This window comes from Pseudoalteromonas sp. S3260, from assembly GCF_005886925.1.
GTDB classification, from domain to species: domain Bacteria; phylum Pseudomonadota; class Gammaproteobacteria; order Enterobacterales; family Alteromonadaceae; genus Pseudoalteromonas; species Pseudoalteromonas tetraodonis.
In genome coordinates, this window is record NZ_PNCV01000072.1 from 1 (window position 1) to 23,833 (window position 23,833).

Annotated in this window: 26 protein-coding genes; 12 read left to right on the forward strand and 14 right to left on the reverse strand. The window is 40.6% G+C overall.

Annotated elements, in window-relative coordinates:
- Positions 1-73 precede the first annotated feature (73 nt).
- The 3 genes from CWC14_RS12190 to CWC14_RS12200 all read right to left on the reverse strand — a co-directional run bounded on the left by CWC14_RS12190 (position 74) and on the right by CWC14_RS12200 (position 2,679).
- Positions 74-436 (reverse strand): hypothetical protein, encoded by a 363-nt coding sequence (locus CWC14_RS12190; RefSeq protein WP_249928746.1) that lies wholly within the window; start codon positions 434-436, stop codon positions 74-76.
- Positions 437-635: 199 nt separating this feature from the next.
- Positions 636-1,883, reverse strand: coding sequence for a DEAD/DEAH box helicase (locus tag CWC14_RS12195; RefSeq protein ID WP_138563118.1), 1,248 nt, complete (start codon positions 1,881-1,883; stop codon positions 636-638).
- A 91-nt stretch (positions 1,884-1,974) separates the two neighbouring features.
- Positions 1,975-2,679: a DUF3581 domain-containing protein gene (locus CWC14_RS12200; RefSeq protein ID WP_016900441.1), complete on the reverse strand. Its 705-nt coding sequence runs from the start codon at positions 2,677-2,679 to the stop codon at positions 1,975-1,977.
- Between the two features lie 156 nt (positions 2,680-2,835).
- Here CWC14_RS12200 and CWC14_RS12205 point away from each other — a divergent pair, with 156 nt between their 5' ends.
- A complete protein-coding gene (locus tag CWC14_RS12205) occupies positions 2,836-3,231 on the forward strand; it encodes a hypothetical protein (protein ID WP_138563119.1) in 396 nt (131 codons plus the stop codon).
- Between the two features lie 87 nt (positions 3,232-3,318).
- Entirely contained in the window at positions 3,319-4,170 is an 852-nt protein-coding gene (locus CWC14_RS12210) for a CPBP family intramembrane glutamic endopeptidase (protein WP_138563120.1), read from the forward strand.
- A gap of 57 nt (positions 4,171-4,227) precedes the next feature.
- Here the strand turns inward: CWC14_RS12210 and gltX are convergent, their stop codons facing one another.
- From gltX to proB, 3 genes are all read right to left on the reverse strand, one after another.
- The gene (gene gltX / locus CWC14_RS12215) at positions 4,228-5,712 is read right to left on the reverse strand and encodes a glutamate--tRNA ligase (protein WP_008111109.1); all 1,485 of its coding nucleotides are present in this window, start codon (positions 5,710-5,712) and stop codon (positions 4,228-4,230) included.
- Between the two features lie 50 nt (positions 5,713-5,762).
- The gene (locus tag CWC14_RS12220; protein ID WP_036981509.1) at positions 5,763-6,122 is read right to left on the reverse strand and encodes a glutaredoxin family protein; all 360 of its coding nucleotides are present in this window, start codon (positions 6,120-6,122) and stop codon (positions 5,763-5,765) included.
- 106 nt (positions 6,123-6,228) lie between these two features.
- On the reverse strand, positions 6,229-7,332 hold the full coding sequence (proB, locus tag CWC14_RS12225; RefSeq protein ID WP_138563121.1) for a glutamate 5-kinase: 1,104 nt from the start codon (positions 7,330-7,332) through the stop codon (positions 6,229-6,231).
- A 131-nt stretch (positions 7,333-7,463) separates the two neighbouring features.
- On the opposite strand from proB, the gene CWC14_RS12230 reads away from it, so the two are divergent.
- On the forward strand, positions 7,464-8,423 hold the full coding sequence (locus CWC14_RS12230) for a DMT family transporter (RefSeq protein WP_036981507.1): 960 nt from the start codon (positions 7,464-7,466) through the stop codon (positions 8,421-8,423).
- On the opposite strand, the gene CWC14_RS12235 is transcribed toward CWC14_RS12230, so the two are convergent.
- From CWC14_RS12235 to pdsO, 3 genes are read right to left on the reverse strand one after another with little or no spacing between them, the layout of a single operon-like run.
- The gene (locus CWC14_RS12235) at positions 8,318-8,923 is read right to left on the reverse strand and encodes a class GN sortase (protein ID WP_036981504.1); all 606 of its coding nucleotides are present in this window, start codon (positions 8,921-8,923) and stop codon (positions 8,318-8,320) included. The genes CWC14_RS12230 and CWC14_RS12235 overlap by 106 nt on opposite strands.
- Positions 8,920-10,920: a marine proteobacterial sortase target protein gene (locus CWC14_RS12240; RefSeq protein ID WP_138563122.1), complete on the reverse strand. Its 2,001-nt coding sequence runs from the start codon at positions 10,918-10,920 to the stop codon at positions 8,920-8,922. Before CWC14_RS12240 ends, CWC14_RS12235 begins: the two co-directional genes overlap by 4 nt.
- 26 nt (positions 10,921-10,946) lie before the next feature.
- Positions 10,947-11,672 (reverse strand): sortase-associated OmpA-like protein PdsO, encoded by a 726-nt coding sequence (pdsO, locus tag CWC14_RS12245; protein ID WP_138563123.1) that lies wholly within the window; start codon positions 11,670-11,672, stop codon positions 10,947-10,949.
- A 228-nt stretch (positions 11,673-11,900) separates the two neighbouring features.
- Here pdsO and pdsR point away from each other — a divergent pair, with 228 nt between their 5' ends.
- From pdsR to CWC14_RS19170, 3 genes are all read left to right on the forward strand, one after another.
- Entirely contained in the window at positions 11,901-12,596 is a 696-nt protein-coding gene (gene pdsR, locus CWC14_RS12255; RefSeq protein WP_138563125.1) for a proteobacterial dedicated sortase system response regulator, read from the forward strand.
- Entirely contained in the window at positions 12,590-14,725 is a 2,136-nt protein-coding gene (gene pdsS, locus CWC14_RS12260) for a proteobacterial dedicated sortase system histidine kinase (protein ID WP_138563126.1), read from the forward strand. Before pdsR ends, pdsS begins: the two co-directional genes overlap by 7 nt.
- 132 nt (positions 14,726-14,857) lie before the next feature.
- Positions 14,858-15,013 carry a hypothetical protein gene (locus tag CWC14_RS19170; RefSeq protein WP_171036851.1) on the forward strand — a complete coding sequence of 52 codons (156 nt, stop codon included), beginning with the start codon at positions 14,858-14,860 and terminating at the stop codon, positions 15,011-15,013.
- Between the two features lie 18 nt (positions 15,014-15,031).
- On the opposite strand, the gene CWC14_RS12265 is transcribed toward CWC14_RS19170, so the two are convergent.
- Positions 15,032-16,273, reverse strand: a complete 1,242-nt coding sequence (locus CWC14_RS12265) for a multifunctional CCA addition/repair protein (protein WP_138563127.1) — start codon at positions 16,271-16,273, stop codon at positions 15,032-15,034.
- A gap of 142 nt (positions 16,274-16,415) precedes the next feature.
- On the opposite strand from CWC14_RS12265, the gene CWC14_RS12270 reads away from it, so the two are divergent.
- Positions 16,416-16,631: a hypothetical protein gene (locus tag CWC14_RS12270; protein WP_138563128.1), complete on the forward strand. Its 216-nt coding sequence runs from the start codon at positions 16,416-16,418 to the stop codon at positions 16,629-16,631.
- 16 nt (positions 16,632-16,647) lie between these two features.
- Here the strand turns inward: CWC14_RS12270 and CWC14_RS12275 are convergent, their stop codons facing one another.
- From CWC14_RS12275 to CWC14_RS12290, 4 genes are read right to left on the reverse strand one after another with little or no spacing between them, the layout of a single operon-like run.
- Positions 16,648-17,148 carry a DUF1543 domain-containing protein gene (locus tag CWC14_RS12275; protein WP_024602371.1) on the reverse strand — a complete coding sequence of 167 codons (501 nt, stop codon included), beginning with the start codon at positions 17,146-17,148 and terminating at the stop codon, positions 16,648-16,650.
- 24 nt (positions 17,149-17,172) lie between these two features.
- On the reverse strand, positions 17,173-18,522 hold the full coding sequence (locus CWC14_RS12280; RefSeq protein WP_138563129.1) for a sigma 54-interacting transcriptional regulator: 1,350 nt from the start codon (positions 18,520-18,522) through the stop codon (positions 17,173-17,175).
- A 2-nt stretch (positions 18,523-18,524) separates the two neighbouring features.
- The gene (locus CWC14_RS12285; protein WP_138563130.1) at positions 18,525-19,058 is read right to left on the reverse strand and encodes a hypothetical protein; all 534 of its coding nucleotides are present in this window, start codon (positions 19,056-19,058) and stop codon (positions 18,525-18,527) included.
- Between the two features lies 1 nt (position 19,059).
- Positions 19,060-20,514, reverse strand: coding sequence for a HAMP domain-containing sensor histidine kinase (locus tag CWC14_RS12290; protein WP_138563131.1), 1,455 nt, complete (start codon positions 20,512-20,514; stop codon positions 19,060-19,062).
- A gap of 304 nt (positions 20,515-20,818) precedes the next feature.
- Here CWC14_RS12290 and CWC14_RS12295 point away from each other — a divergent pair, with 304 nt between their 5' ends.
- The 5 genes from CWC14_RS12295 to CWC14_RS12315 all read left to right on the forward strand — a co-directional run bounded on the left by CWC14_RS12295 (position 20,819) and on the right by CWC14_RS12315 (position 23,821).
- Positions 20,819-21,052, forward strand: a complete 234-nt coding sequence (locus CWC14_RS12295) for an EF-hand domain-containing protein (protein WP_076920714.1) — start codon at positions 20,819-20,821, stop codon at positions 21,050-21,052.
- Between the two features lie 12 nt (positions 21,053-21,064).
- A complete protein-coding gene (locus CWC14_RS12300; protein WP_008111149.1) occupies positions 21,065-21,292 on the forward strand; it encodes an EF-hand domain-containing protein in 228 nt (75 codons plus the stop codon).
- Positions 21,293-21,447: 155 nt separating this feature from the next.
- Complete coding sequence (locus CWC14_RS12305) at positions 21,448-21,684, forward strand: EF-hand domain-containing protein (RefSeq protein ID WP_138563155.1); 237 nt, start codon at positions 21,448-21,450, stop codon at positions 21,682-21,684.
- 8 nt (positions 21,685-21,692) lie between these two features.
- Positions 21,693-21,929, forward strand: a complete 237-nt coding sequence (locus CWC14_RS12310; RefSeq protein WP_138563132.1) for an EF-hand domain-containing protein — start codon at positions 21,693-21,695, stop codon at positions 21,927-21,929.
- Positions 21,930-22,132: 203 nt separating this feature from the next.
- On the forward strand, positions 22,133-23,821 hold the full coding sequence (locus CWC14_RS12315) for an amidohydrolase (RefSeq protein ID WP_138563133.1): 1,689 nt from the start codon (positions 22,133-22,135) through the stop codon (positions 23,819-23,821).
- Positions 23,822-23,833 lie beyond the last annotated feature (12 nt).

Genomic DNA, 23,833 nt, shown 5'->3' on the forward strand with positions numbered 1-23,833 from the left:
TCACACTACTACACCTATATGGCTTGCCTTTTTATTTTTATAATGTAATTGGCCGGTCAATTTCTTTTTAAATTTATATTTTATTACTGTGTTTATCGCGGATTGTTTTTTTAAGCTGTTTTTTAATTAAGGTTTGCTCGCAATATAATGCAACAAGAACTCCAATAAAACTCGAAAAGATCACAATAAGCCAATAGTAAATACTATTAAAAATGACCACCCCTGAAATAGATAGATACAAATTGAATGGAACCACAAAAATTAAAAACCCTAAGACTTTGATAAACTCCCTAAATAGCTGAGAGTCCATTTTTGCTGAGTTTATATGAGCATTAATAGTTTCGTCTGACACATTACCTAGCTCAGCATATTCCTTTTTCAACCAATTGAGATAATCCAATTTCACTTCCTTTTTTATATTTTTCGCTTCAATCACCTGATTTCATTCTCGACAAAATAATTACACTTTATTGATTACATGTAAACAATACAATGACTTAACACTTAAGCTGTGTGCTAAAAAGAACTAACAGGGAGAGGTAGTGAATTAAGAAGATGCAGCAAACCACGGCGCTAAATTTAACGCCGTGTTGGGCTCTTTTTACTGACAACTGATAGCTAAAAACTGAACGCTTTTATTTACGTCTTCTATTTGGCGCTCTTTGGCCTGTAATACGTTTTTTATCGCGATCTTTACGCGCTTTGTTAGTGTTTTTGCGGTTATCTTTGGGTGGCTTATTTAAGTCGGGCTCGTAGCCTTCAAGCCATTGTGGTGTTAAGCGGGTATCAAGCAATACTTCAATTTCTTCAAGCAGCCATTGCTCATCTAAGCTCACTAATGACATCGCTAAACCTTGCTCGCCAGCACGCCCTGTACGGCCAATACGATGCACATAATCTTCAGCTATGTATGGCAATTCAAAGTTAATTACGTATTTAAGTGCCGGTATGTCTAAACCGCGCGCCGCTACATCGGTGGCCACTAAAACACGCGTACTGCCTTCTTTGAAGTTTTGTAATGCGCGGTCGCGGGCACCTTGCGATTTATCACCATGAATAGATTCGGTTTTTAAACCATCTTTACACATTTCTTTGGCAAGCTTATCGGCCATTTGTTTTGTGCGGGTGAATATAAGCACTTGGCGCCAGTTTTTCATGCCAATCATGTGCGATACCAGCTCGCGCTTTCTGTCTTCATCTACTGCGTAAATAACTTGTTCAACCTCTACAGCAGCAGAGTTGCGCTTATCGACTTCAATAAGCTCAGGGTCTTTGAGCAATTTTTTACTCAGCTCAAATACACTGTCATCAAAGGTGGCGGAAAACAGTAAGGTTTGACGATCGCCTGGGATATGACGCAGTATTCGTTTAATTTCGTCAATAAAACCCATATCAAGCATACGGTCTGCTTCATCAAACACCAAAGAGTCCACGCTTGAAAGCACCACACTGCCCTTCACTATATGATCAAGTAAGCGCCCTGGCGTTGCCACTATTACCTGCGCTGTTTTAAGTGCTTTGATTTGCGGGCCAATACTTGCGCCACCATAAGCAAGTGCACCTTTTATATCTGTACTTTGTGCGTATTTTTCAAAGCTTGCGAATACTTGCTGAGCAAGCTCCCTAGTGGGCGTTAAAATAACCACACGGGCAATGCCAGGTTCGTCTTTTTTAGTGGTATTTAAAAGCTTATGTAATAGCGGCAAAACAAAAGCGGCTGTTTTACCGGTGCCAGTTTGAGCGCTGCCCATAACGTCTTTGCCCGCTAAAATTGGCGGTATCGTTTTTTGCTGAATGGCGGTAGGCGTAGTGTAATTATTTTGCTCTATTGCAGTTAATAGTAACGGGTCAAGGGCTAGTGATGAGAACGATGTGGCAGACATAAGCTTGGCTTTAAAATAACAAAGAACGCTATTATACCTGAGCTTTAGTAATAAAAAAGGCGCTAAATAGCGCCTAAGTAAAATGAAATATTTAAGCCGGTTTTAATGTGGCTTTACGCTCATTATAAAATGCAATTAAATCATCTACGGTGCTTTGACAGTACTCACGAATACCCGATACCACCATGTGTTTTTCACCAAAACCCACCTTTTCGCCGTTTTCTAATAAATTAAAGCGCAAGGTTATTTTGCCGCGTTTACCAGCGTATTCAAAGCTTGGCTCTGCAAACTCAAGGGTCGGTGATTTAATATCAATGTTATTAAGATTAATTATCATTGATTCATAAATAATCATAGGGCGCGCAGGGTTTATCATTACCTCTTGCTTGCCCATTAAAGGAATAATTACATGCGGGAACGCAGCACCTGAGAACTCAACATAATTTTTTATTAGACTGTTTGTAAGTGTTGGGCATTTACTGGTTTTACCGTCGCGTTTAACCTTTAAAATTACTTTTTCGCCATGGTTTACATCAAACTCTTCTCCAGGTTGTTCTGGAAAATTTAGCTTGGTATTTTCATCAACCATACCGGCAAAGGTAAACTCCATTCGCTCACTAATGCCATAGCGGTCTAACACTAGAGAAAAAAGTAAGTCTCCTGGTGCGCAAAACTTTTTAGCGTCTTTATCATGAAGCGGGTTGTAGTCGTCGGCTACACATTTAGCAAAGCGACAACCTTGCTCACGAGAAATTGAAACATAATCAGCATGCTGCTGATAGTAAGGACTTAACATAGTGTGTTCACTGCTTAAACTGCTTATAACCTAGCTATACTACCAGAAAAAAAATCTTGAGAGGTCGAATCTGTTTAATAAAGGCGAAAAATGATAATTTGCAACTCGCTAATTTACTAAGTAAATTAGGAAAATACGAGTTTAAGGGATTAACTAATGAAGTATTTTTCTTTATTAATATGCGCGGTTTCATTTTTAACTGGCTGTAATAACGTTACTTACACAACCAATATCGACGACGAGGTTTTATCAGAACACGTTTCAAGCCACATTAAAAAACGTGGCCTAGAGCAGTTTTACAGTGTTCAGGACGCTCTCGATAGAGGTGCAAGCCCCCTTGGTGGAATAAAAGGCGAAAGCTGCGATGTTTCAGATGATACGCGAACATCCTCAATTAGCTATAACCGCTTGAAATCACAAGCTATAGAATCCCTTAAAAACGATGTGCTTTATTTAGGTGGCAATGCATTTACACTAGAGCAATGCCAATCAGTATCCCGCTACAATTGTGATTTAGCCGTTATTTGTACCGGACAAGCCTATAATTATTAATAGCTCTGAATTATCTAATTGAGACTATAACGCTATGTAATTCGTTTTCTCTCATTTCCCCTATCAAACAACAAGCTGTATTTGCCAATGACTTTTTACTTTTTAGCTGCCGCTATTTTATGTGTTTTCCCACAGTGTAAACTCACTGTATTTCGCCAACCATTATGGCAATACTTATTGCTGCTAAGTGTTATTACTGCCTATTATCAAGAATATATAAATTTAAACGCGGTTGCTGTTATAGCTGTTTATGTGGGATTGTTTCACTTTGCGCTATTGGCAACCTCAGCGTTAAAACGTAATGTTCTAACGTCTTTATTTTTAACGACCTCCCTCGGGTTAGCCTTACATTGGTTTGCGGGTTTTAATAACCTGCCAATTGTTGTTAATGAACAAGTCACCAGTAACGCAATTGCATTTACCCTGTATGCTAATTTTGATAAAGCATTAGCGGGTTTAATGCTGAGCGCTTATTTTTTTGCAAAAAATAAAACGGCAAAGCCAGTGACTATCGGCTACTCCGTTTTAATTATAACTATCACTATTTTAGCGGCGCTTATAACTGCTTTAACGTTGAACCTTGTTGAATTTGCGCCAAAAGTACCTGAATTTTGGTTGTTATTTATAGCTATCAACCTACTTTTTACCTGCGTTGCAGAAGAGGCATTCTTTAGAGGAATAATACAAACTAAGCTTTCAAAACTAATAACCCCGGGCAGATTTGCATTACTGGCACCGGTGATCAGCACTTGTGTATTCTCACTGGCACACTTTTCAGCGGGTACTCATTATATGCTTGTGGCGGCCGTTGCAGGTTTTGGTTATGGCTATATTTACTATAAAACTAGCCGATTAGAATGGGCCATTTTATGTCATTGGCTCGTTAATGTGTTTCACTTTTTCTTATTTACTTACCCTATGCTGGCAACTCCATCTTAAAACTACGGGTACAAAAAAGCCGCTTAAATAAAGCGGCTTTTGAATCTATATACGCGATTACGCACTTGGGTAATCGCGGTATGCGCGTTCTATCTTTTTAGCCTGCTTTTTAGAAATACCTAAATGGGCAAGCGCAACACGTAAACGTGCACGCGATAGGTCAGACCCTAAAATCTCCATTGCATCTAATACCGAAGTTGATGATGTTTTGCCGGTAATAGCCACAAATATAGGCTCTAAGAAGTCTTTAATTTTAAGCTCGTGGAAGGTGGCTACTTCTTTTGCAATTGCAAAAATAGCTGGTTTTTCAAAGCTACGTAAGCCTTCTAGCTGCCATACAAAAAATTGTAATGCTTGGCGAATAACATCTTCGTCAGCTTTACCGGCTGTTAATAGCGCTGGATCGTAAGTCGGGATACCGCCTACAAAGTGCCCTGCTAAATCAACCATGTCAGAGAGCGTATTTATACGCGTTTTAGCTTCCGGTAATACTTTAGCAAGCATGTCGCCATTAAATTTCCAGTCAACAAAACGCTGCATTAGCTCTGCATCAGTTAAGTTTTCGCGGATCCACATACCGTTTAACCAGCTTAACTTGTCTACGTCGAATACTGGGCCCCCCAGCGATACACGCTTCATGTCAAAATGTTCAATCATTTCATTAAGGGTAAACTTTTCACGCTCATCAGGCATTGACCAACCCATACGGCCTAAGTAGTTTAGTACCGCTTCTGGTAGGTAACCCATTTCTTTGTAGTAATTAATAGACGTTGGGTTTTTACGCTTAGACAGTTTTGATTTATCTGGGTTACGCAGTAATGGTAAGTGACCTAATACGGGTGCTTCCCAACCAAAATCTTCATACAGTTTTAATAGCTTAGGCGCTGAGTTTATCCACTCTTCACCACGGAAAATATGGCTAATTTGCATGTGGTGATCATCCACCACATTAGCTAAAAAGTAAGTTGGAAAGCCATCCGCTTTTAATAGCACTTGCATGTCTACGTTTTCCCACGGGATCTCAATTTCGTCGCGTAGATAATCGTTAAACTTAAAGGTACCTTCGCTTGGGATTTTCATACGAATAACGTACGGTTTACCAGCAGCTAGGTTTGCTTTAATTTCGTCTTCTGTATGGTTTAAGCCACGGCCATCATATTTAGGACGCAGACCTTCAGCCATTTGCTCTTCACGCATTTGGTCCAGTTCTTCGCTGGTTGCGAAACAGTAGAATGCTTTGCCGTCTTCAACTAACTGATGAGCGTATTTTTTATATAAATCACTGCGCTCAGATTGACGGTATGGACCAAACTCACCACCTACATCAGGACCATGATCCCACTCAAGGCCTAACCAGCGTAAGCTATCCATGATGGCTTGTTCAGATTCTGGTGTGCTGCGAACTTGGTCAGTATCTTCAATACGAAGTACAAATTCACCGCCTTGCTGTTTAGCAAAACAGTAGTTAAATAAGGCAATGTAAGCGGTGCCAAGATGCGGGTCACCAGTTGGCGACGGAGCAACACGGGTACGAATTGTCATGGTAATGTCTCTTTTAATAAGTGAGATGGTATGAAATACCAATAAATATTTTAAGCGGCTACTTTGTTTAAGTAAGCAATAATATCGTTTGATTCATAAAGCCATTTAACTTGGCCATCTTGCTCAATACGTAAACAAGGTACTTTAACTTTTCCGCCTTGCTCTAATAGCTCTTGGCGGTATTGCTCATCATTTTTTGCATCGCGTGTTTCAATTTTTAAGCCTTCACGCTTAATTGAACGGCGCACTTTTACACAAAAAGGGCATGCTTTGAATTGATAGAGCTTAAATTGTGCGGTTTGCTGATCAAGCTTAGCTTGCTCTTGCGGATCACGTTTTTTGCTACGCGGCGTAAAAACAAAATTAAAAAATAAGATGATACAACCCAAAACCCAGCGAACTAATTTCATCTTCAATACTCTTTACAACAAATTTAAGGTGCAAGATTTTAACACAAAAAAGCGCAACACTATAAGCGGATTATACGTTGCGCTATATCGTTAAAAAAGTGCTTAATTACAACACCACCATATCATCTCTGTGTAGTACTTCCACACCGCTATCGTAATCAAGTAATTGGCTGATTTGATTAGAATGTGCGCCTTTTATTTTATCAATTTCAAGATGGCTAAAGCGAGTTAATCCCCGTGCAATAATTTGCTGGTTTACATCAATTAAGTTAATTAAATCTCCACGTTCAAATTCACCAATGGCGCGCGTAATGCCTTTAGCAAGTAAACTGGCGCCCTTAGATTGCAAGGCATGCACCGCACCGGCATCAATTAAAATTTGGCCACTACTTTTAGGCCCTGCCAATAACCATTTTTTTCGGCCATCTTTAGGCGCGGTAAGTTTTAAAAAACGGGTGCCTGGCAGTTGCTCGCTCATGCATTTTAAAATCACATTTTCATCAGCGCCTTTGGCAATAATCACCTCAACCCCAGCTCTTCTGGCAATATCTGCGGCCTGTAGCTTGGTTGCCATACCTCCAGTGCCTAGGTTTGTACCACTGCCACCCGCAAGTTGGCGTAACTCATCATTAATATGGATAACTTCGTCAATCAAGGTGGCGTTAATGTCGGTGCGCGGATCGCTGGTAAATAACCCTTGTTGGTCGGTCAGTAGCAGTAATTTGTCGGCATTGGCTAAAATAGCCACCAATGCCGATAAGTTATCGTTATCACCTACTTTTATTTCACTGGTAGCAACCGCGTCGTTTTCATTGATGATCGGCACTACATCGTAATTTAATAAGGCATTGAGGGTATCGCGGGCATTTAAATAGCGCTCTCTGTCGTCAACATCTGCGCGCGTTAGTAGCATTTGCCCGACGTTAACGCCATATAACGCAAATAAACTTTGCCAAATATGAATGAGTTGCCCCTGTCCAATGGCGGCCAACATTTGTTTGTCTATTAATGTGCGCCCACAGGGTTTTAATAGCTGTTCGCGACCTGCAGCAACCGCACCGCTTGATACTAAAATAACGTGATGACCTTGCTTTTTTAGCTCACAGCATTGGCGAACAAGTTCCACCATGTGTGCTTTGTCTAACTTATCGGTACCGCCAGTGAGTACGCTTGTACCTAGCTTTACAATTACGACCTGATCCCTTTGCATGTTTTTTACTTTGCGCAATAAATGATGCATTTATTTATACCAGTTCGGTATTTTTGAACAAGTAAAAAATATTCAATCACCCCCTCTGCGTGCTAGGATCGCACTATATTCAACCTTTTAAATTACGCCTTATGCCTGCCAGTTTATGTTTAATTATTGCCACCTTTTTGTGGGGTAGCTCCTTTATTGCACTTAAATACGCGATTGCGATTTATGATCCGGCCTTGGTGATATTTTTACGTATGCTCACCACTTTACTGATTTCGTTATGTTTATGGCGCTACGTAATTCGTTTTGAATATTTAAAAGGCGATTGGAAGTACTTATTAGGCATGTCGCTGGCAGAGCCTTGCTTATACTTTTTATTTGAAGGCCACGCAATGGAGTACACTTCAGCGTCTCAGGCGGGGGTGATTGTTTCTTGTTTACCCATTATTGTGGCACTTTTAGCATTTTTCATGCTCAAAGAGCATATTAGTAAAGCTATTGTGGTGGGTTTTACGCTGTGTATTGGCGGCAGTATTTTACTGACCTTGCTCTCACCGAGTTCAAGCCAAGCCCCAAACCCATTACTGGGAAATTTTTTAGAATTAATGGCCATGGTGTGCGCGGCATTTTATACCGTGTGTATAAAACATTTAGCTAACCGCTACTCCCCGCTCACATTGATTGCTCTGCAAGGCGTGAGTGGTAGTTTGTTTTTTGCTCCGTTTTTATTATTTATTGACCTACCCAGTGAAAATCAACACGATTTAACCGCACTAATGAGCATTTTGTACTTAGGCTCTTGTGTTACTTTGGGTGGGTACGGCATGTACAACTATGCAATTAGTAAAGTGTCGGTATTAACCGCCGCGGCTTACTCTAATTTAATCCCTATTTTCACTTTAATTTTGTCAGCCATTATCCTCAACGAGGTACTAACTCTTGGCCAGTGGATCAGCATATTTGTGGTGTTTATAGGCGTAATGATTAGTCAACGCCATCAAGAGCTGGTGGTCGATATTCCCAACTCAACTTCGGGTGAGGATATTTCAGCCGACACTAACCATCTTAAATCGGTCCCCGAGGCCAGTGAATCAAAAGGGTAACAGGTTAATAAATACAACCCTGATTGCTGCAAAAAATCGGTGTTGTACTGATTAATTACCTCAACGTGTGTTACTGAATAATGCTGCACTTGGCCATTTTTAAGTTGTAGAGAAAATTGCTCCCCCACTTTAGCGTTTTTTAAAAACGCAAAGTGGGTATCGTTGTGGCCAGCAATAAGTGCTCCTTGCGAGTTACCAAAATCAGCCCCACCTAACTCCCCAGCAGGTAAAAAGTGGCTCGGCGCAAACGCTAAGTTTCTACCACTTGCGCCATCGAGCACGGTTAGTCGTTTATTATGCTTTGGCCATATAATTTGTGCCACTGGGTAACTATCAGCATAAAACCACGGCTTAATTTTTTTATTGGGCGATTTAAGGGTCGTTTGCCATGCTTGCTCTATTAACACTTGTGCAAGCCACGCCTTTGCCTGCATGTATACACCATGGCCAAACAAGCTCAAACCTAAGGCAAGTAAACCTATGCTTAGCCACTTTTTCATTTGCAGCGCCTTACCAACAACAGGCCACCTAGTAGCATTAAAGCTCCAAACACAATATGCATTTTGCTTTGCCCATCAGTTTGCGGCAAGCGCATACTCATTCCTTGCGGCATTGAATTAGCCACTTGTGTAGTTTGTTTAGCAACTTCTTTTATGGTCGTCTCTTCTATGGCAATAAACGCAGTAAATGGGCTAAGTAACTGATGCTCAAGCGCAAGTTGCTGCACTTGCTGTTTTACTTCACTTTGTTGGTTGTATAGCAATAATGACTTTATTTTTTGACGTGCCCAAAGCTTATCAATTCCTGTGGCTTTTGAGCTTGCTTGCGGATTAAGCTTAACCTTAAACTCCCCATGCGCCGTTTGCCCCGTAAAAGTAATTGCATCGGTATTGTCTAATTTAATAGCCACCATAATAGGCTCAGCAAAATATAGGTCAGGCAAAGGTGAGGGCCAAAAATCTAAACTCTCTTCATTTTTATTTGTTAACGCTAAATTAGTCATCGCCGGGTGAGCAAGTTTATCAAACAACTGCTGCATTTTCGGCTGCACATCATGAGCACTGCTTATAAAGGTGTAAGTTCCCTTGCCTATATCAGCGGCACGACGCATAAAATAACGGTTAGGCGCACTACCAATGCCCACGGTAAATAAACGGCTATCACCTAAAGCATGCGCAATATGTTTAAATAATTGATCTTCGTTACTTACGCTACCATCGGTTAAAAATACCACTTGGCGTACAAACCCTTCAAACTGTGTACCATCGAGTACTGCATCAAGTGCGCCTTTTATTTCAGTTCCGCCATCGGCTTGTAAATTATAAATAAAACGCTCTGCGCGACGTAAATTAAAGTCACTGGCAATTAATGGGGTCTCACTCATGGCTGCAACCTCATTATTAAAACTGACAATATTGAAGCTATCATCACTATCTAATAATGATAATGCGTAAAACAGCGCTTTTTTAGCTTGTTCAATAGACTGCCCATGCATAGATCCCGAAGTATCAACTACAAACACCATTTCACGCGGTAAACGCTGAGATTGAGTAAAACTATCGCTTGGCGGCATTAACATTGCTAACGCATACTGCTCACCATTTTGTGCTTGCTGAGTAAAAAGTGCAGCTTGCGCTTGCGCTATTTGAAGTGGCTTAAACTCAAGTACAAAGTCTCTATTTATGGCTTGCTGTGGTTTTAGCGCAATGCTGTATTGCCCAAATGCAGGGTTTTCAATATTAACTTGATGGTACTTAGCGTTTATATCAACCAATTCTAAGCCTATATCCATGTTAATTGTTAAGCTTAAATCACTGGCATTTGCCGCCTCATTGGTTTGTTTTGTGTAAACAGGGCTTAACCACCCCTGTGGAGTGAACAAAGGTGCATTAGCGCTTTTTATCGCATGTTTATCGTGATCATCGTTAACTTCCCCTGTTATTGCATGATAGCGTGGCGTAATTGTGGTTGGAAAATGAATCGCAAAGGTACCTTGTTGGTAATCAATAATCTCTTGATATTCAAGCGTTATAACAATCTCTTCACCAGGCCCTATGTTCGCCACATCCGTAATAAACATATTTGCGCGCTGCTGACGAACCAAAGAGGCCTGTTTCCCTGTTTGTTTGGCAGCTTGATACTGTTTTTCTGCTTGGTGTTTTTTTGCTATTTTACCGTGAATCACTCGCTCACCAATACGCATGGTCATTGCTTGCACGGCACTTTCATCGGGTAAAGGAAATATATAACGTGCATTTACTGCAAAAGGGTTTTCATTTATGTAGTGCTGCGTTACTACAACATGATTAATTAGTCCTGTTAGGGTCATTTTTGCATCGCTTTTTAAAATAACCCCAGGATTAACCGCCACTCCTTGGCTATCAAACAAGGATAGTTTTGGCGACTGTGCATGGCTTTTAAAGCTGGCCAAAAGCACGATAATAATAAAAATAAAAAGGCTTACCTTGGTAAGCACTTTGGTGGGTTTACTCAACATAAATCACTCCATCGAACGCCTTGCGATTAATTGCTTGCTGTTTGATTACTTGACTGATTTAGCGCACGGGTAGTGAGAGTAACGCGTCTGTCAAAAAAGTTATCTTCAAGGGTGTTACTGTTTGCTATGCTTTGCTGCTCGCCAAATGCTTGTGCGCTTAAACGTGTATGGCTTACACCTTGTTTAATTAAGTAACTTTTTACGGCGTTTACTCTGGCTTTTGAAAGTAATAAGTTTGCTTGCTCTTCACCACGCTGATCGGCAAAGCCACTTAAATCAAGTGCGAGTTGTGGCTGGCTTTTTAATAACGCAACTAATTGATCAAGCTGCTTGGCAAAATGAGGAGCAATATCGCTAGAGCCTGTTTTAAATTGCACTGTCATCGCCAATAAATTATTAAGTTGTGATTGCGTTAATTGCTCATTCTGCTGAGCCAGTAGTTCAAGTTGCGCCTCTAGGTGACTGTTATGATTAAGAACATGTTGGTAGTCGTTGGTTTTCTCTGCCATTACAGTTAAAGCTTGCTGCTGCTCAGCAATGGTTTTCTCAGCCACCTTGGCATCGCCAATCAAACCACCAGCAAATGCGCCTACAAACGCGCCGATTGGCCCACCAACAACACCACCAATAATGGCACCGGTGCTCAGGCCAACAATTGTTTCTTTTTTTGCTTCTTTTGATGGGGTATCCGCGGCAAAAGCAGGAGTGCAAAAAGTACTAACGAGTGTGAGTGCGATTAATGTTTTCTTCATGATTTATTCCTTACTATTAATAATGGTTGGCAAGCTATTGGTTGGCACTTGCGTTGTATTGGTAATTTCAATAGTTGTATTAAAACACCATGAAGTGGCAACAAAGGGGATCAAAAATGGCAAACTGCTGAGCAATTGTGGCAAAAAAATGGCAATTGTGTTTTTAACCGTACTTAGCGCAAAAACTTCGCTATAGTGCGCCTAAGTCAATATGAGTAATTAATAAAAATGAAGAAAATAGCCATCATTGAAGATGAAACCGCAATCCGCGAAAACTACATAGAAATGCTGAGCGCTCAAGGCTATCAGGTGAGTGGTTATGAAAACCGCCCTCAAGCAGAAGCGGCCTTTAAAGAAGCGCTTCCCGATTTAGCCATTGTTGATATTGGTTTAGGCCATGAAATAGATGGTGGCTTTTTACTGTGCCAAACACTGCGTTCACTGTCTAAAACCTTACCGATTATTTTTTTAACCGCTCGCGACAGCGAAATAGACACCGTATGCGGCCTGCGCATGGGCGCCGACGACTACTTAACCAAAGACATTAGCTTAGCCCATTTAGCTGCGCGTATTGGCGCACTATTTCGCCGTATGGAAGCATTAGAGCAACCCGCCGATGCCAACGCATTAATAATTCGCGGTCAACTAACACTCGACACGCAACGCATGCAGGTGCTTTGGCAGCAACAGTTGGTTGATTTAACCGTAACTGAGTTTTGGATGCTGCATTCACTCGCCCAACGCCCTGGCCACGTTAAAAGCCGTAATGAGTTAATGAGCGATGCTAAAATTTATGTAGACGACAGCACCATTACCTCTCATGTAAAACGCATTCGCAAAAAGTTTATAGCACTCGATAGCCAGTTTGACTGCATTGATACCGTGTATGGCATGGGTTACAGGTGGGAGCAACCCACATGCTGAGATTTGGTCTACGCAGTAAATTTATTCTACTTTCATGCTTTTTGTTTTTGTTGCCATGGTTAGGCTACGAGTACGTATGGGAAATGGAAAAGTTTTTACGCCAAGGCCAAGAAAAAACGCTCGTAGGCACTACACGCGCACTGGCAACGGCCCTGCACGAACGCCCCGCTTTATTTGACGAACAAACCAACTTTTTAGATCAAGTTGTAAAAGGCCGCGATCTCTATGCTTATAATTTAAAGAGTCCAATTCAGCTCGATGGTAAACTCAGCGATTGGGACGCTTACCAATCGCTATTTTGGCTTTATGACAAACGCTACTTACAAACAGCCAATGATAACCATCCACTGAGCAACTTATCATTTAGCCACATGGTAGGTAAGTTTGATAATTACTTATATGCTGTATTTAAAGTCACAGATGACACTGTAATTTACCGTGCTAAAAACAGCCTCAGCATTACCAATAATGACTATGTAAAAATTGGCCTAAAAAACCCTGATGGGCAATTTAATACTTATATTATTGCTCCGCGCCAAGATGGCTGGGTCAACGCATTTGATGCCAACAGTAAAATGCCTTTTACTAAAATTCAGGGTTTCTTTAAAAAAACTGAAACAGGTTATAACCTTGAGCTGCGCTTTCCTTTGAGTATGCTTGGCAATAAACTGGGATTTGCCATTGCCGATGTTGATAGTAAACAACCAAACCAAACCCCTAGTATTATGTCTACATCGAACTTAAATAACCCGAATGATTTAGGTTCGGTACTGGTGCCCTCCCCTGAAATAAACCGTATATTAAAAGGCATGGGACACAGCGGCAGTCGCATATGGGTGGTCGATAATCATCACCGTGTATTAGCGCAATCGGGCAGTATTCAAAATGCCGATGGCGTATGGGCCGATGGGTTAAAAAATCAAGCGCCAAAAACCGCATGGCAGCGCTTTGAACAGACCTATTTGCATCCTTTGTACTATAAAATTTTAACCCGTCCCGAAGATGAGTTTATAGACACCCTACACGATGTCGCCTCAATGCAAGGGACTCATTTAGCCAAAGCACTCAAAGGCCAACCGGCCTCGTCTTGGCGACTCACCCCCGATAACAAAGCGGTAATATTATCGGCCGCGTATCCTATTTGGATTGAGGATAAAGTTATTGGCGCAGTTATAGCCGAAGAAACCACTAATGGCGTGCGCACACTGCGTAATAAATCGCTGGAAAAACTGTTTAATGTGATTTTAGCGGTCATGTTAATTGGCACAGTCACTTTGTTCTTTTTTGCCTCACGTATATCAAGTCGTATTAGGCGACTACGCGATACAGCAGAGCAAGCCATTGATGCACAAGGGCGGGTAAGAGGCCATATAAATTACAGCGATGCCAATGACGAAATAGGCGATTTATCGCGTAGCTTTTCAAATATAGTGAGCCGCCTTGGAGGGTATACCGATTATTTAGAAAATATGTCGTCGCGCTTATCTCACGAGCTGCGCACGCCGGTTGCGGTTGTCCGTTCATCACTTGAGAACTTACAAAGCTTGCAGCAAAGTGAACTGAGTCAAAAATACCTTGAGCGTGCCAGTGAAGGAGTTGAGCGTTTAGGTAAAATAATTACCACTATGAGTGAAGCCACCCGCCTTGAGCAAAGCATTCAAAGTAATGAGTCTGAGCCGTTTGATTTGCAAAAGGTGATCAATGGCTGCATGCAAGGCTACCAGCTAACTTACCCTAACCAGTTATTTACATTGGATATACACCAAGGTGAATTACCCATGCTAGGCGCTCCCGAATTTATAGCCCAACTGCTCGATAAACTAATTAATAATGCCTTGGAATTTAGTGAAGCCAACACCGCGATTGAAGTCAGCCTTGTAAAACACGAAAGCAAAGCCGTTTTAACCGTAGGTAATACCGGCTCTTTGCTCCCTGAGGGGCTTACTGAACATATTTTTGATTCTATGGTTTCGGTGCGCAGCCAACAAATGCAGCAACAACCGCATTTGGGTTTAGGGTTATATATTGTCAGGTTGGTGTGTGATTACCATAACGGTACAGTAACAGCACACAATAATGAGCAAGGCAACGGTGTGGTATTTACCGTGAACCTGCCTTTAAATAATTAAACAAAAAGCGGTTTAATTATAAACCGCTTTATTTTAAAGCTTTGCAGTTACAATTTAATTCACACTCAAGTGTAACGATTCACTTTTAATTCATTCGCTCAGTCTTAGTCTACTCACCTAGGAGGAGTCAAAATGAAAGAGTTACTAGAACCCGAAGAAATAGAGTTTATTCTCGATTTATATCGTCCTAATGCAGCCAATAACCATGCTCAACAGGGCGCGACTAAAAAGCCCAAGGTAAGTAATAAACAAGCCATGCAAGCTGAGGCTTTAGCTCGTAGTGCTTAACTACACAAACCTTACAAGTTAGCCATTAAGCTGTAAAAACGCTTTAATACAGTCTATTTCTGCCTGCTTGACCGTTTCGCCTATTTCAGGGCCCTTTTTGCCGCTTTTAAGCGCGTCTTGCACTATCTGTTTTTTATCCATTTTTTGTAGTTCGTTGTGAATAGCGTGTAATTTAGCGGCTTGTGGATAAGGCTTATCTACCAGCGTTTCGCCTCGTCCTTGTGCATCACACTGACAAGCTTGAGTAAAGGCAATAAAACGCTCTGGGTGCACTAGTGCATTTAAATTAGTGACAATTAATTTATGAATGGTTTGCGGCCTTAATTGTTCAAGCGTGTGGCAAAGCGTATGGTTATCACTGGTAAGCACACCGATATCACGAAAGCGATTAGGTACTTTTAAACGTTCACAAAAGGCCTCAACCACTGCAACCCCTTCACGTTCATGGCCGCGTAAATTACCGCGTTTTTTATAACTGAGCGCTTTACCAAAATCATGAGTTAAAGCAGCAAACCGGGTTTCTAGGTTAAAGCCTAAATCGGCTGCTCGCCTAAGGACTAACATAGTATGTACAAAAACATCGCCCTCTGGGTGATGATTTTCAGGCTGCGGAGTGTTTTTCATCTGTTCAATTTCAGGAAAAATACCTAAGCCATCTAATGCTTGAAAATAAAGCTCTGGATGTTTTTCACCAAGCGCTTTTTCTGTTTCAAGCCAGACTCGCTCTGGTACTAGATGTTCCAACTCGCCTTTATTTTTAAGCTCCTGCATTAATGCAGTAGTACTTGGATGAATAGACCATTCACTGCCATAACGGGCTAAAAAACGGGCAATACGTAATACCCGAACAGGGTCTTCTACAAATGCGTGTGTGGTGTGGCGCAGCACTTTATTTTTTAAATCAGCTTGACCATTAAAAGGGTCAATAACAGTGCCGTTTTCGTCTAGCGCCATAGAGTTTATGGTTAAATCTCGGCGTGCTAAATCTTCTTCAAGGGTTACGTTTGGGCTCGCATTCACCGCGAAGCCGGTATAACCTTTACCACTTTTACGCTCAGTGCGCCCTAGTGCATATTCTTCTTTAGTGTGTGGGTGTAAGTAAACGGGAAAATCACTGCCAATAGGTAAAAAACCAAGCGCTTCCATAACCTCTGGCGTTTCACCAATAACAACGTAATCGTTATCTTTTGATTGTATGTTTAGCAGTTTATCTCGTACTGCTCCGCCAACTAGGTAAACTTGCTTTAAGCTTTGTTGCACTTTATCCCCAACCACTACTTTTAAGGTTTTCTTTGATGTTAATCATACCTAATCGCAATTTAAAAATCAGCGTTGTTTGCCAAGCTTTAGTAAGCTCATTACAATAGTGCATTATTTTTTATACCTAAACTCACCTTAACTAATGAAAAAACACTCAGCAAAAAAAGAACTTAGGTTACTACCCATCCTTTTGATCGTTATTATTATGTGTGTTGCGGGGCATTTTTTGCTGCAAACTAATTTTCAAGACAGCCATTTGGTTGAGTATTTGTTAGCTGCAATCCCATTTGCTATGTTTGGCTTAGTAATAGTAGCCTTTAAAATGGCAGCCAAAAGTGAACAACAAGAGCAGGAATAAAAGACTTAACTTTTAGCTATAATACATGATAACCAAACCAGTCCGGTTTAATTGGTTGTGCTTGGCCGCTTGGGGTTAGCTTAATATTAAGCTGACTATCGAGTAAATCAATCGCAAAGCAGTCATCAACATCATATAAATCATCTTTATGAAGATGACTCAGCCCTGCTAATAAGTCATTTTTAGCGCGTTGTTTCGCTTCTTCACTACTGCTGGCAACATACAAAGCAAAGTCGTGTTGCTCTGCCATTGAGTCGCTTCTGTAAGCACCTAAGTTAACAAAATAAAGTTGCTTATTTTGCTCTACATAACTATCAACTACCTCGATTTTATAACCATCAATGTGATTAACCGCCATGTAGCTATCCATGTGTACACTGTTTTTATCACCCACCCATTGGCTTTTCAGTTTGGTATAGGTTTGCTCAATATTTTGGCCTACCACAAAACGTACGTCGTGCATTTCTATGTGACAACCTTGAATGCGTCCACCTAAATACACCATGAATAACTGCATGCTCACTTCCTTTTAAAAACCAAATTAAATTAAACTATCTACGTCAATCTCATGCTTTTTAATCAACTTATAAAAATCAGAACGATTACGCTTGGCAAGTTTGGCGCCTTCTGCCACATTGCCTCCTGCCATTTTCAGGGTATTAATTACATAGTCTCGTTCAAATTCTTTTTTAGCTTCATTAAGTGATAATGGCTCAACGTTGCTTTCATTACTGTTTAGGGCACTAAGCACTAAATGTTCAGATATAACCTCACTAGGAGTCAACGCAACCACTTGCTCCACTACATTTTGTAATTGACGTATATTACCTGGCCAATCATACCTTACTAGGGCATGCATGGCATCGTTTGCAAAGCGCTTTTCTTTTTGCTCCATACGCTTTGCGATGTTGGTACTAAAAAAGTTGGCTAATAAGCTAATATCTTCACGGCGTTCACACAGCGGGGGCAACTTTAAGTTTACGACGTTTAACCGGTAGTATAAATCTTCTCTAAACTGCTGATTACTTATCGCTTCAGGCAGGTTTTTATGGGTTGCAGACACAATTCGCACATTAATAGGAATTTCTTCTTGAAAGCCCACTGGGCGAATGGTTTTTTCTTGCAGCACACGCAACAACTTAACTTGTAAATTAAGCGGCATATCACCAATCTCATCTAAAAATAAGGTACCGCCTTGCGCTTGCTGAAATAAGCCTTGGTGATCTTTTACAGCTCCTGTAAATGCCCCTTTTTTGTGACCAAATAGCTCTGATTCTAATAGCTCACTAGGCACGGCCCCACAGTTAATAGCCACAAATGGGCCATCACTAACATGGCTGTGCTGATGAATTGCCTGTGCAAGCAGCTCCTTACCCGTACCACTAGCACCAGAGATAAGTACATTTACCTGAGTAGGGCCTAGTAATTTAACTTGCTCTAGCAAATGCAGCATTGCGCCACTGCGAGTAACAATATTGCTTTGCGGAGTAATATCATCATTATTCACCCCATGTATTTCTATGGCTTTAGCTAAGCTATCGAATAGCTCATCTTTATCAACTGGCTTAGTAATAAAGGCAAAAATACCTTGCTTAGTCGCCTCTACCGCATCAGGAATTGAACCATGAGCCGTCATCATAATTACAGGTAGTGCTGGGTAGCGGCTTTGCAATTGTCGGTGCAGTGCCATTCCATCCATTTCATCCATTCTTAAATCGGTGATCACCGCATCAAATACTTGGCTTTTAAGTATTTGTAATGCATTCATGCCACTATCACAGGTTGTTACTTCATAACCTTTTGATTGAATTCGAATTGCCAGTAACTGCAGTAAGCTGGCATCGTCATCAACGAGTAACACTTTAGCGCTTGATGGAAGTGTGACTGACATAGTTACTGCTCCTTCGTTTCTTCACGTAATAAAAGTTGCTGTTCAATTGCAGCTAATGACGATAAGGTTTTTTGCATTTCAGCGTTTAATGCTTGCTGTTGTTTTTTTGCATTTATTTGCATTAATACCTGCTGCTTTTGCAGCCATAAATAGTGTTTTATATCGTCTGGCCAATAGTAAGCTTGATCTAGCTTAAGCAATTGACTCATAACAGTATCAGGGTCGCGACTAAGGTTGACGCATGCGGTATTAAAAAATGCCTTAAGTGCTTGCTCCCCTAAGTAAGTTTTATTGTCAGGCGTTAATTTAAAGCCACCACACTGATGGGCGTGCCATGCAATAACTTGCGCTGCAGAGGGATATATTGGCTCTGATTTTGGCCGAGGTTTGGGATTTGGCTGATTCGTTTTGCTATCTGGCTGAGAGGGTACATTTAATGCTGATTCACCCTGTGTTTGAGTGTTTGTTATTTCACACCCAGATAAAAAAACAAGACTGCTGGTTAGCCATACAATAGCCATTAAACGCGCAGACATATTATTTAACTCCTTTATTTTTATAGGGGATGACAATGTTAAATCGACAGCCTTGCGGCTCATTATGCTCAATTTTTAGTTGCCCATGTAACTGTTCAACTGACTCTTTGACTATAGTAAGGCCTAAACCACTGCCTTGTAAGCTAATCTCTTTGGTATGTTTGCCTTGATAAAACGCCCCAAAAACATGTTCTCTTTCATGCTCTTTAATGCCACAGCCCTCATCTGCCACCTGCATATTTAGGCCGTTATTTTCTAGACTCAAGCTAATAGTAACGACTTGGTTTGGCTGAGAAAACTTTAAACCATTAGAGATTAACTGAATTAAAATCATTTCAATTAATTCTCTCGGTAAATTAAGTGCAACTGTCGGTAAGCTATTGTGCCAAATAAGCGATTGTTCTCGCGCATTTAAGCGGTGCTCAAAGTGGTTATTTACCTTTTTTATTAGCTGATTAAATTCCACTTCACTGACGTTGTCTTTACTGGTGCGAATGGCGTTATAACTCAATAAACTGTCTATCATAGTACGTAACCTCACCATCGATTGACTGATCAGCCCAAGTACCGCTTTTTGCTCATTATTAATTGGCCCAACAATTTCATCGGCTAATAACTCAGTGCCCTCAACCATAGAAGCCAAAGGGGTTTTTAATTCGTGAGTAACGTGGCGTAAAAATGTATCTTTTTGTTGTTCTAACATATGCAGCTGCGCTTGCACCCACTGCAACTTGTTACCTAACTCTATGAGTTCAGCTGATCCCTGCACCGATATTTTTTGCTGCCAATCTCCTTGGCCTAATTTATCAATAACGGAGGTTAAACCTTTTAAACGGCCACTTATCCGCCATAAAAACCCACCGCCAACAAGTAAGGTTAAAGGCGTAAGTGCCACTAACCAGTTTATAAAGGAGGCTTGTAAATTTGTAAGTTTAATTTGGTTTTGAGTGATTTTGGCTTCATTGGTTTCGCGCAACCACATTGTTAGATCTGCCAGTATTTCACTAATTGGCACAAACAACTCTGCTTGCTCACGAGCTTCAACCACCAGTTTGGTATGCGCTGCTTTTAGCGTATCTGTTAACCGTTGCCATTGTTGAGTACTTTGTTGGCTGCTAGAAAGCTGTTTAAGCTCATTTATATTGTCCAGCGATGACTGCCATTTATCCACGATAAGTTTATCGAGTGAGTCGCTCTTTAATACCCAGTTTTGCCTAGTTGCTCTTTCTAAACTATTAAGCTCTTGCTTAAGCAGATTAAACGACTTGGTTACTTGATAGTTATTACTGACAATTTGCTGTGTGACCGCTAATTGTTTATTTAATACATTTAAAAATACAATAACCACAATAGACAAAGGCAAGAGTGACAACAGCATGCTCATTACAAACTGGCCAATCAAGTTAGGACGCCAGTTTACCAATGCTTTATATTTTTCAGCCATGATTGCAGGCATACACTAATCCTTTACTACTTTTAAGCGCTCTATTATTAAGCGCTCAACTTATACACTCGCTGAACCAAATACATTTTTGAGAGCAAAATCGTTGCAATGTCGCACAATTGCGACAAGTTAAACACTTGATTTAAAAATAGTAAAAAATTCTAACTAAGAAAATGTTGCATAAAACACACAACCGTCGGTAAATATTACTCATTAAAAACAAGTTAAAAAATTAAACCATTGATTTTTAATAAAAATTAAAGATGGCACTATAATTGTATTACGCTTATAAATATTAATTTTTAAAGGCCAAGGAATGACTAAAGGTTATTTAAAATCTACTGCCTTAATAGCGTTATGTTTAACGAGTAGCCATTTATTTGCGCTTGATGTGAATACAGCATTTTACAGCCTAGATAAAGACAGCAACGGTACATTAAGCGAAGCAGAGGCCGGCGAAGATGCATTACTGCATGAGAATTTTGCACAAATAGACAAGAATGAAGACGGACAACTATCGTTCGATGAATTTAAACAGTTTGTAAAATAAAGGAGTATATTTATGAAACAATTAATTGGTGCTTTTTCGCTACTATTTTTAGCTATTAGCGCGACGGCATTGGCATCGTCGTTAAATGTACGTTTTATGCATTTAGATAAAAATATGGACGGCCAAATATCGCTCACTGAGGCCAAACAAGATAAGCAGCTGCTTAAGCAGTTTACTGATTTAGACAAAGACAATAACGAGATGATTTCTAAAAAAGAGTTCGAAAACTTTAAACCTTAAGTTTAGATTCAAGTTAAGTTTTATATTATAGAGTTAAAAGCATTTGCCATAATCCCTGAGGGAGTGTGTAAACGGATTTAATGTTGGGAGTTAAATTATGGCAAGTGCTTTCTTTCAATACTGCAGCAATTAAAATACACCTTGGAACGCCAACTATGAGAATACAGCTTCCCTTTATTGGTGCTTTACTTTTTATCAGCCAAAGTGCATTCGCACTTGATGTAAAGCAACGCTTTGACCATTTGGATAAAAATAATGATGGATATTTAACCCACAGCGAGCTTGCTGCTCAGCCTCAGCTATTAAACTCATTTTCAGATTGGGATGAAAATCAAGACAACAGAATTTCTTTAACTGAGTTTAAAAACTACTTAACCACTAACCTGTACTGAGCATTTATATGAAGCCTTTTCATAATATTATTTTACTAACACTGACTGTTTTTAGCTGTATGAGTTTTGCAACAAGCAGTTATATTGCCGAAAAGTTTGAAAAACTTGACCGCAACCAAGATGGCTTTTTGACTCGTTCGGAAACTGCCAGTGATCCTGCTTTATGGTCACGTTTTGGCAGTTACGACCATGATAAAGACGCACAATTGTCATTAAGTGAATATAGTTTGTACGCCAGTAAATAAATAGCTCCCTCAAATAAAGCTTGGTTAACAATATCAAGCTTTAGAAAGTTAAACCCCCATTGTTAACACATCCTATTTCACCCTTAACTTGTTGCTTGATTTAGCTAAAGGCTGACTTATACGACGCTTAATAAATTATGCTATTGGTATTCTAAATTTGAGTTTGCTACTGTGATAGTACAAATAATAACAATGTGCGTCTTATGCAACTGATAAAACTAATAAAACCGATATTGCTAGCAAGCCTTTGTGCCGTCACTAGCGTGGCAATAGCACAAACTAAAGTCATTTATAACGCCAATGGCTACTCACCTTTGTATAAAGGAAAAATGCGCCATGGCGAAGTAAACACGTTTACGACCTTGGTCATAAAAGATGGCAAAGTAGTTAAGACAGGTCCAGACAACTTAAAAAATAGCTTTCCTGGTGCAACCCTAATTGACGCGAAAGGCAAAACTCTACTTCCAGGACTCATTGATGCGCATGGACATATCATCGGGCTAGGTAATAATTTGTCGCAACTTGATGTGCGCGGTGCAAAGTCGGTAGATGAAGTAACCGCTAAACTCAAGGAATTTGCCAAAGATAAAAAAGGTTGGATCATTGGTCGAGGCTGGAACCAAGAGCTATGGTCAAATAGTCGCTTTCCAACGGCCGCTGACTTAGACAAAGTCGTTAACGATCGCCCTGTTATTTTATCGCGAGTAGATGGTCACGCCATTTGGGTTAACTCAAAAGCATTAGAACTTGCCAATATTAACGCTGATACATCAGCCCCAGCTGGCGGAGAAATTATAAAAGATGAGTTTGGTAAGCCCACCGGCATTTTTATTGATAAAGCAGAAACCTTAATTACTCAACATATGCCTGCAACGTCTGCACAATCGGTCAGTAATGCATTAGATGCCGCAGGTAAACACTTACTAAGCCTAGGCATTACCTCAACTCATGATGCAGGTATTGATAAAACCACATGGCAAGTTTACAAACAACGCGCCGAGTTAGGCACATTACCGCTTAGAATTGTAGCGATGTTAAGTGCAGCAAGCCCAGATTTAAACATGATGCTTAAAGCCGGTCGTTATCAAGATTCACAAGACTTTTTATCTATCCGCAGTGTAAAAATTTATGCTGATGGCGCATTAGGGTCACGTGGTGCTGCGCTTATTGAAGAATACGCTGATAGAGCCAACCATTTTGGCCTTATGCTTGAAACCCAACAAAAGCTAGAGCAATTATTTACCCTGACTTTTAAAAATGGTTTTAGCGCTAACACACATGCAATTGGCGATAGAGCAAATAAAATTGTGCTAGATGCCTATCAAAATGTATTTAAACAAACCGGTGGCATACTACTGCGCAATCGTATGGAGCATGCACAAATAGTCTCGCCAGAGGATATCCCGCGCTTTAAAACCCTGAAAATAATTCCATCTATGCAACCTGTGCATGCCACATCAGACATGCATATGGCAGAGCAGCGTTTAACCGATAAACAACTCAAAGGCGCATACGCTTGGCAAACATTCTTAGAGCAGGGGTCGACTATTGCAGCGGGTTCTGATTACCCTGTCGAGCTGGCGAATCCGTTTGATGGCTTATATTCTGCCATTACACGTATGGATCATAATCAATTGCCTGAAAATGGTTGGCGCGCCAGTGAAGTGTTAAGCAGAGAAGATGCATTACATGCGTTTACCCTTGGCGGCGCGTATGCAGCGCATCAAGAGTTTAAGCTAGGGAGTTTAGAGCAAGGTAAATGGGCTGACTTTATACTGGTTGATCAAGATTACTTTAAAGTCCCCATTGAGCAGCTATACAAAACTCAGGTGCTGCAAACGTGGATTGCGGGTACGTTACGCTACGAAAAAGACGCTACAAAAGCTGAGTAATTAAAAACAAAA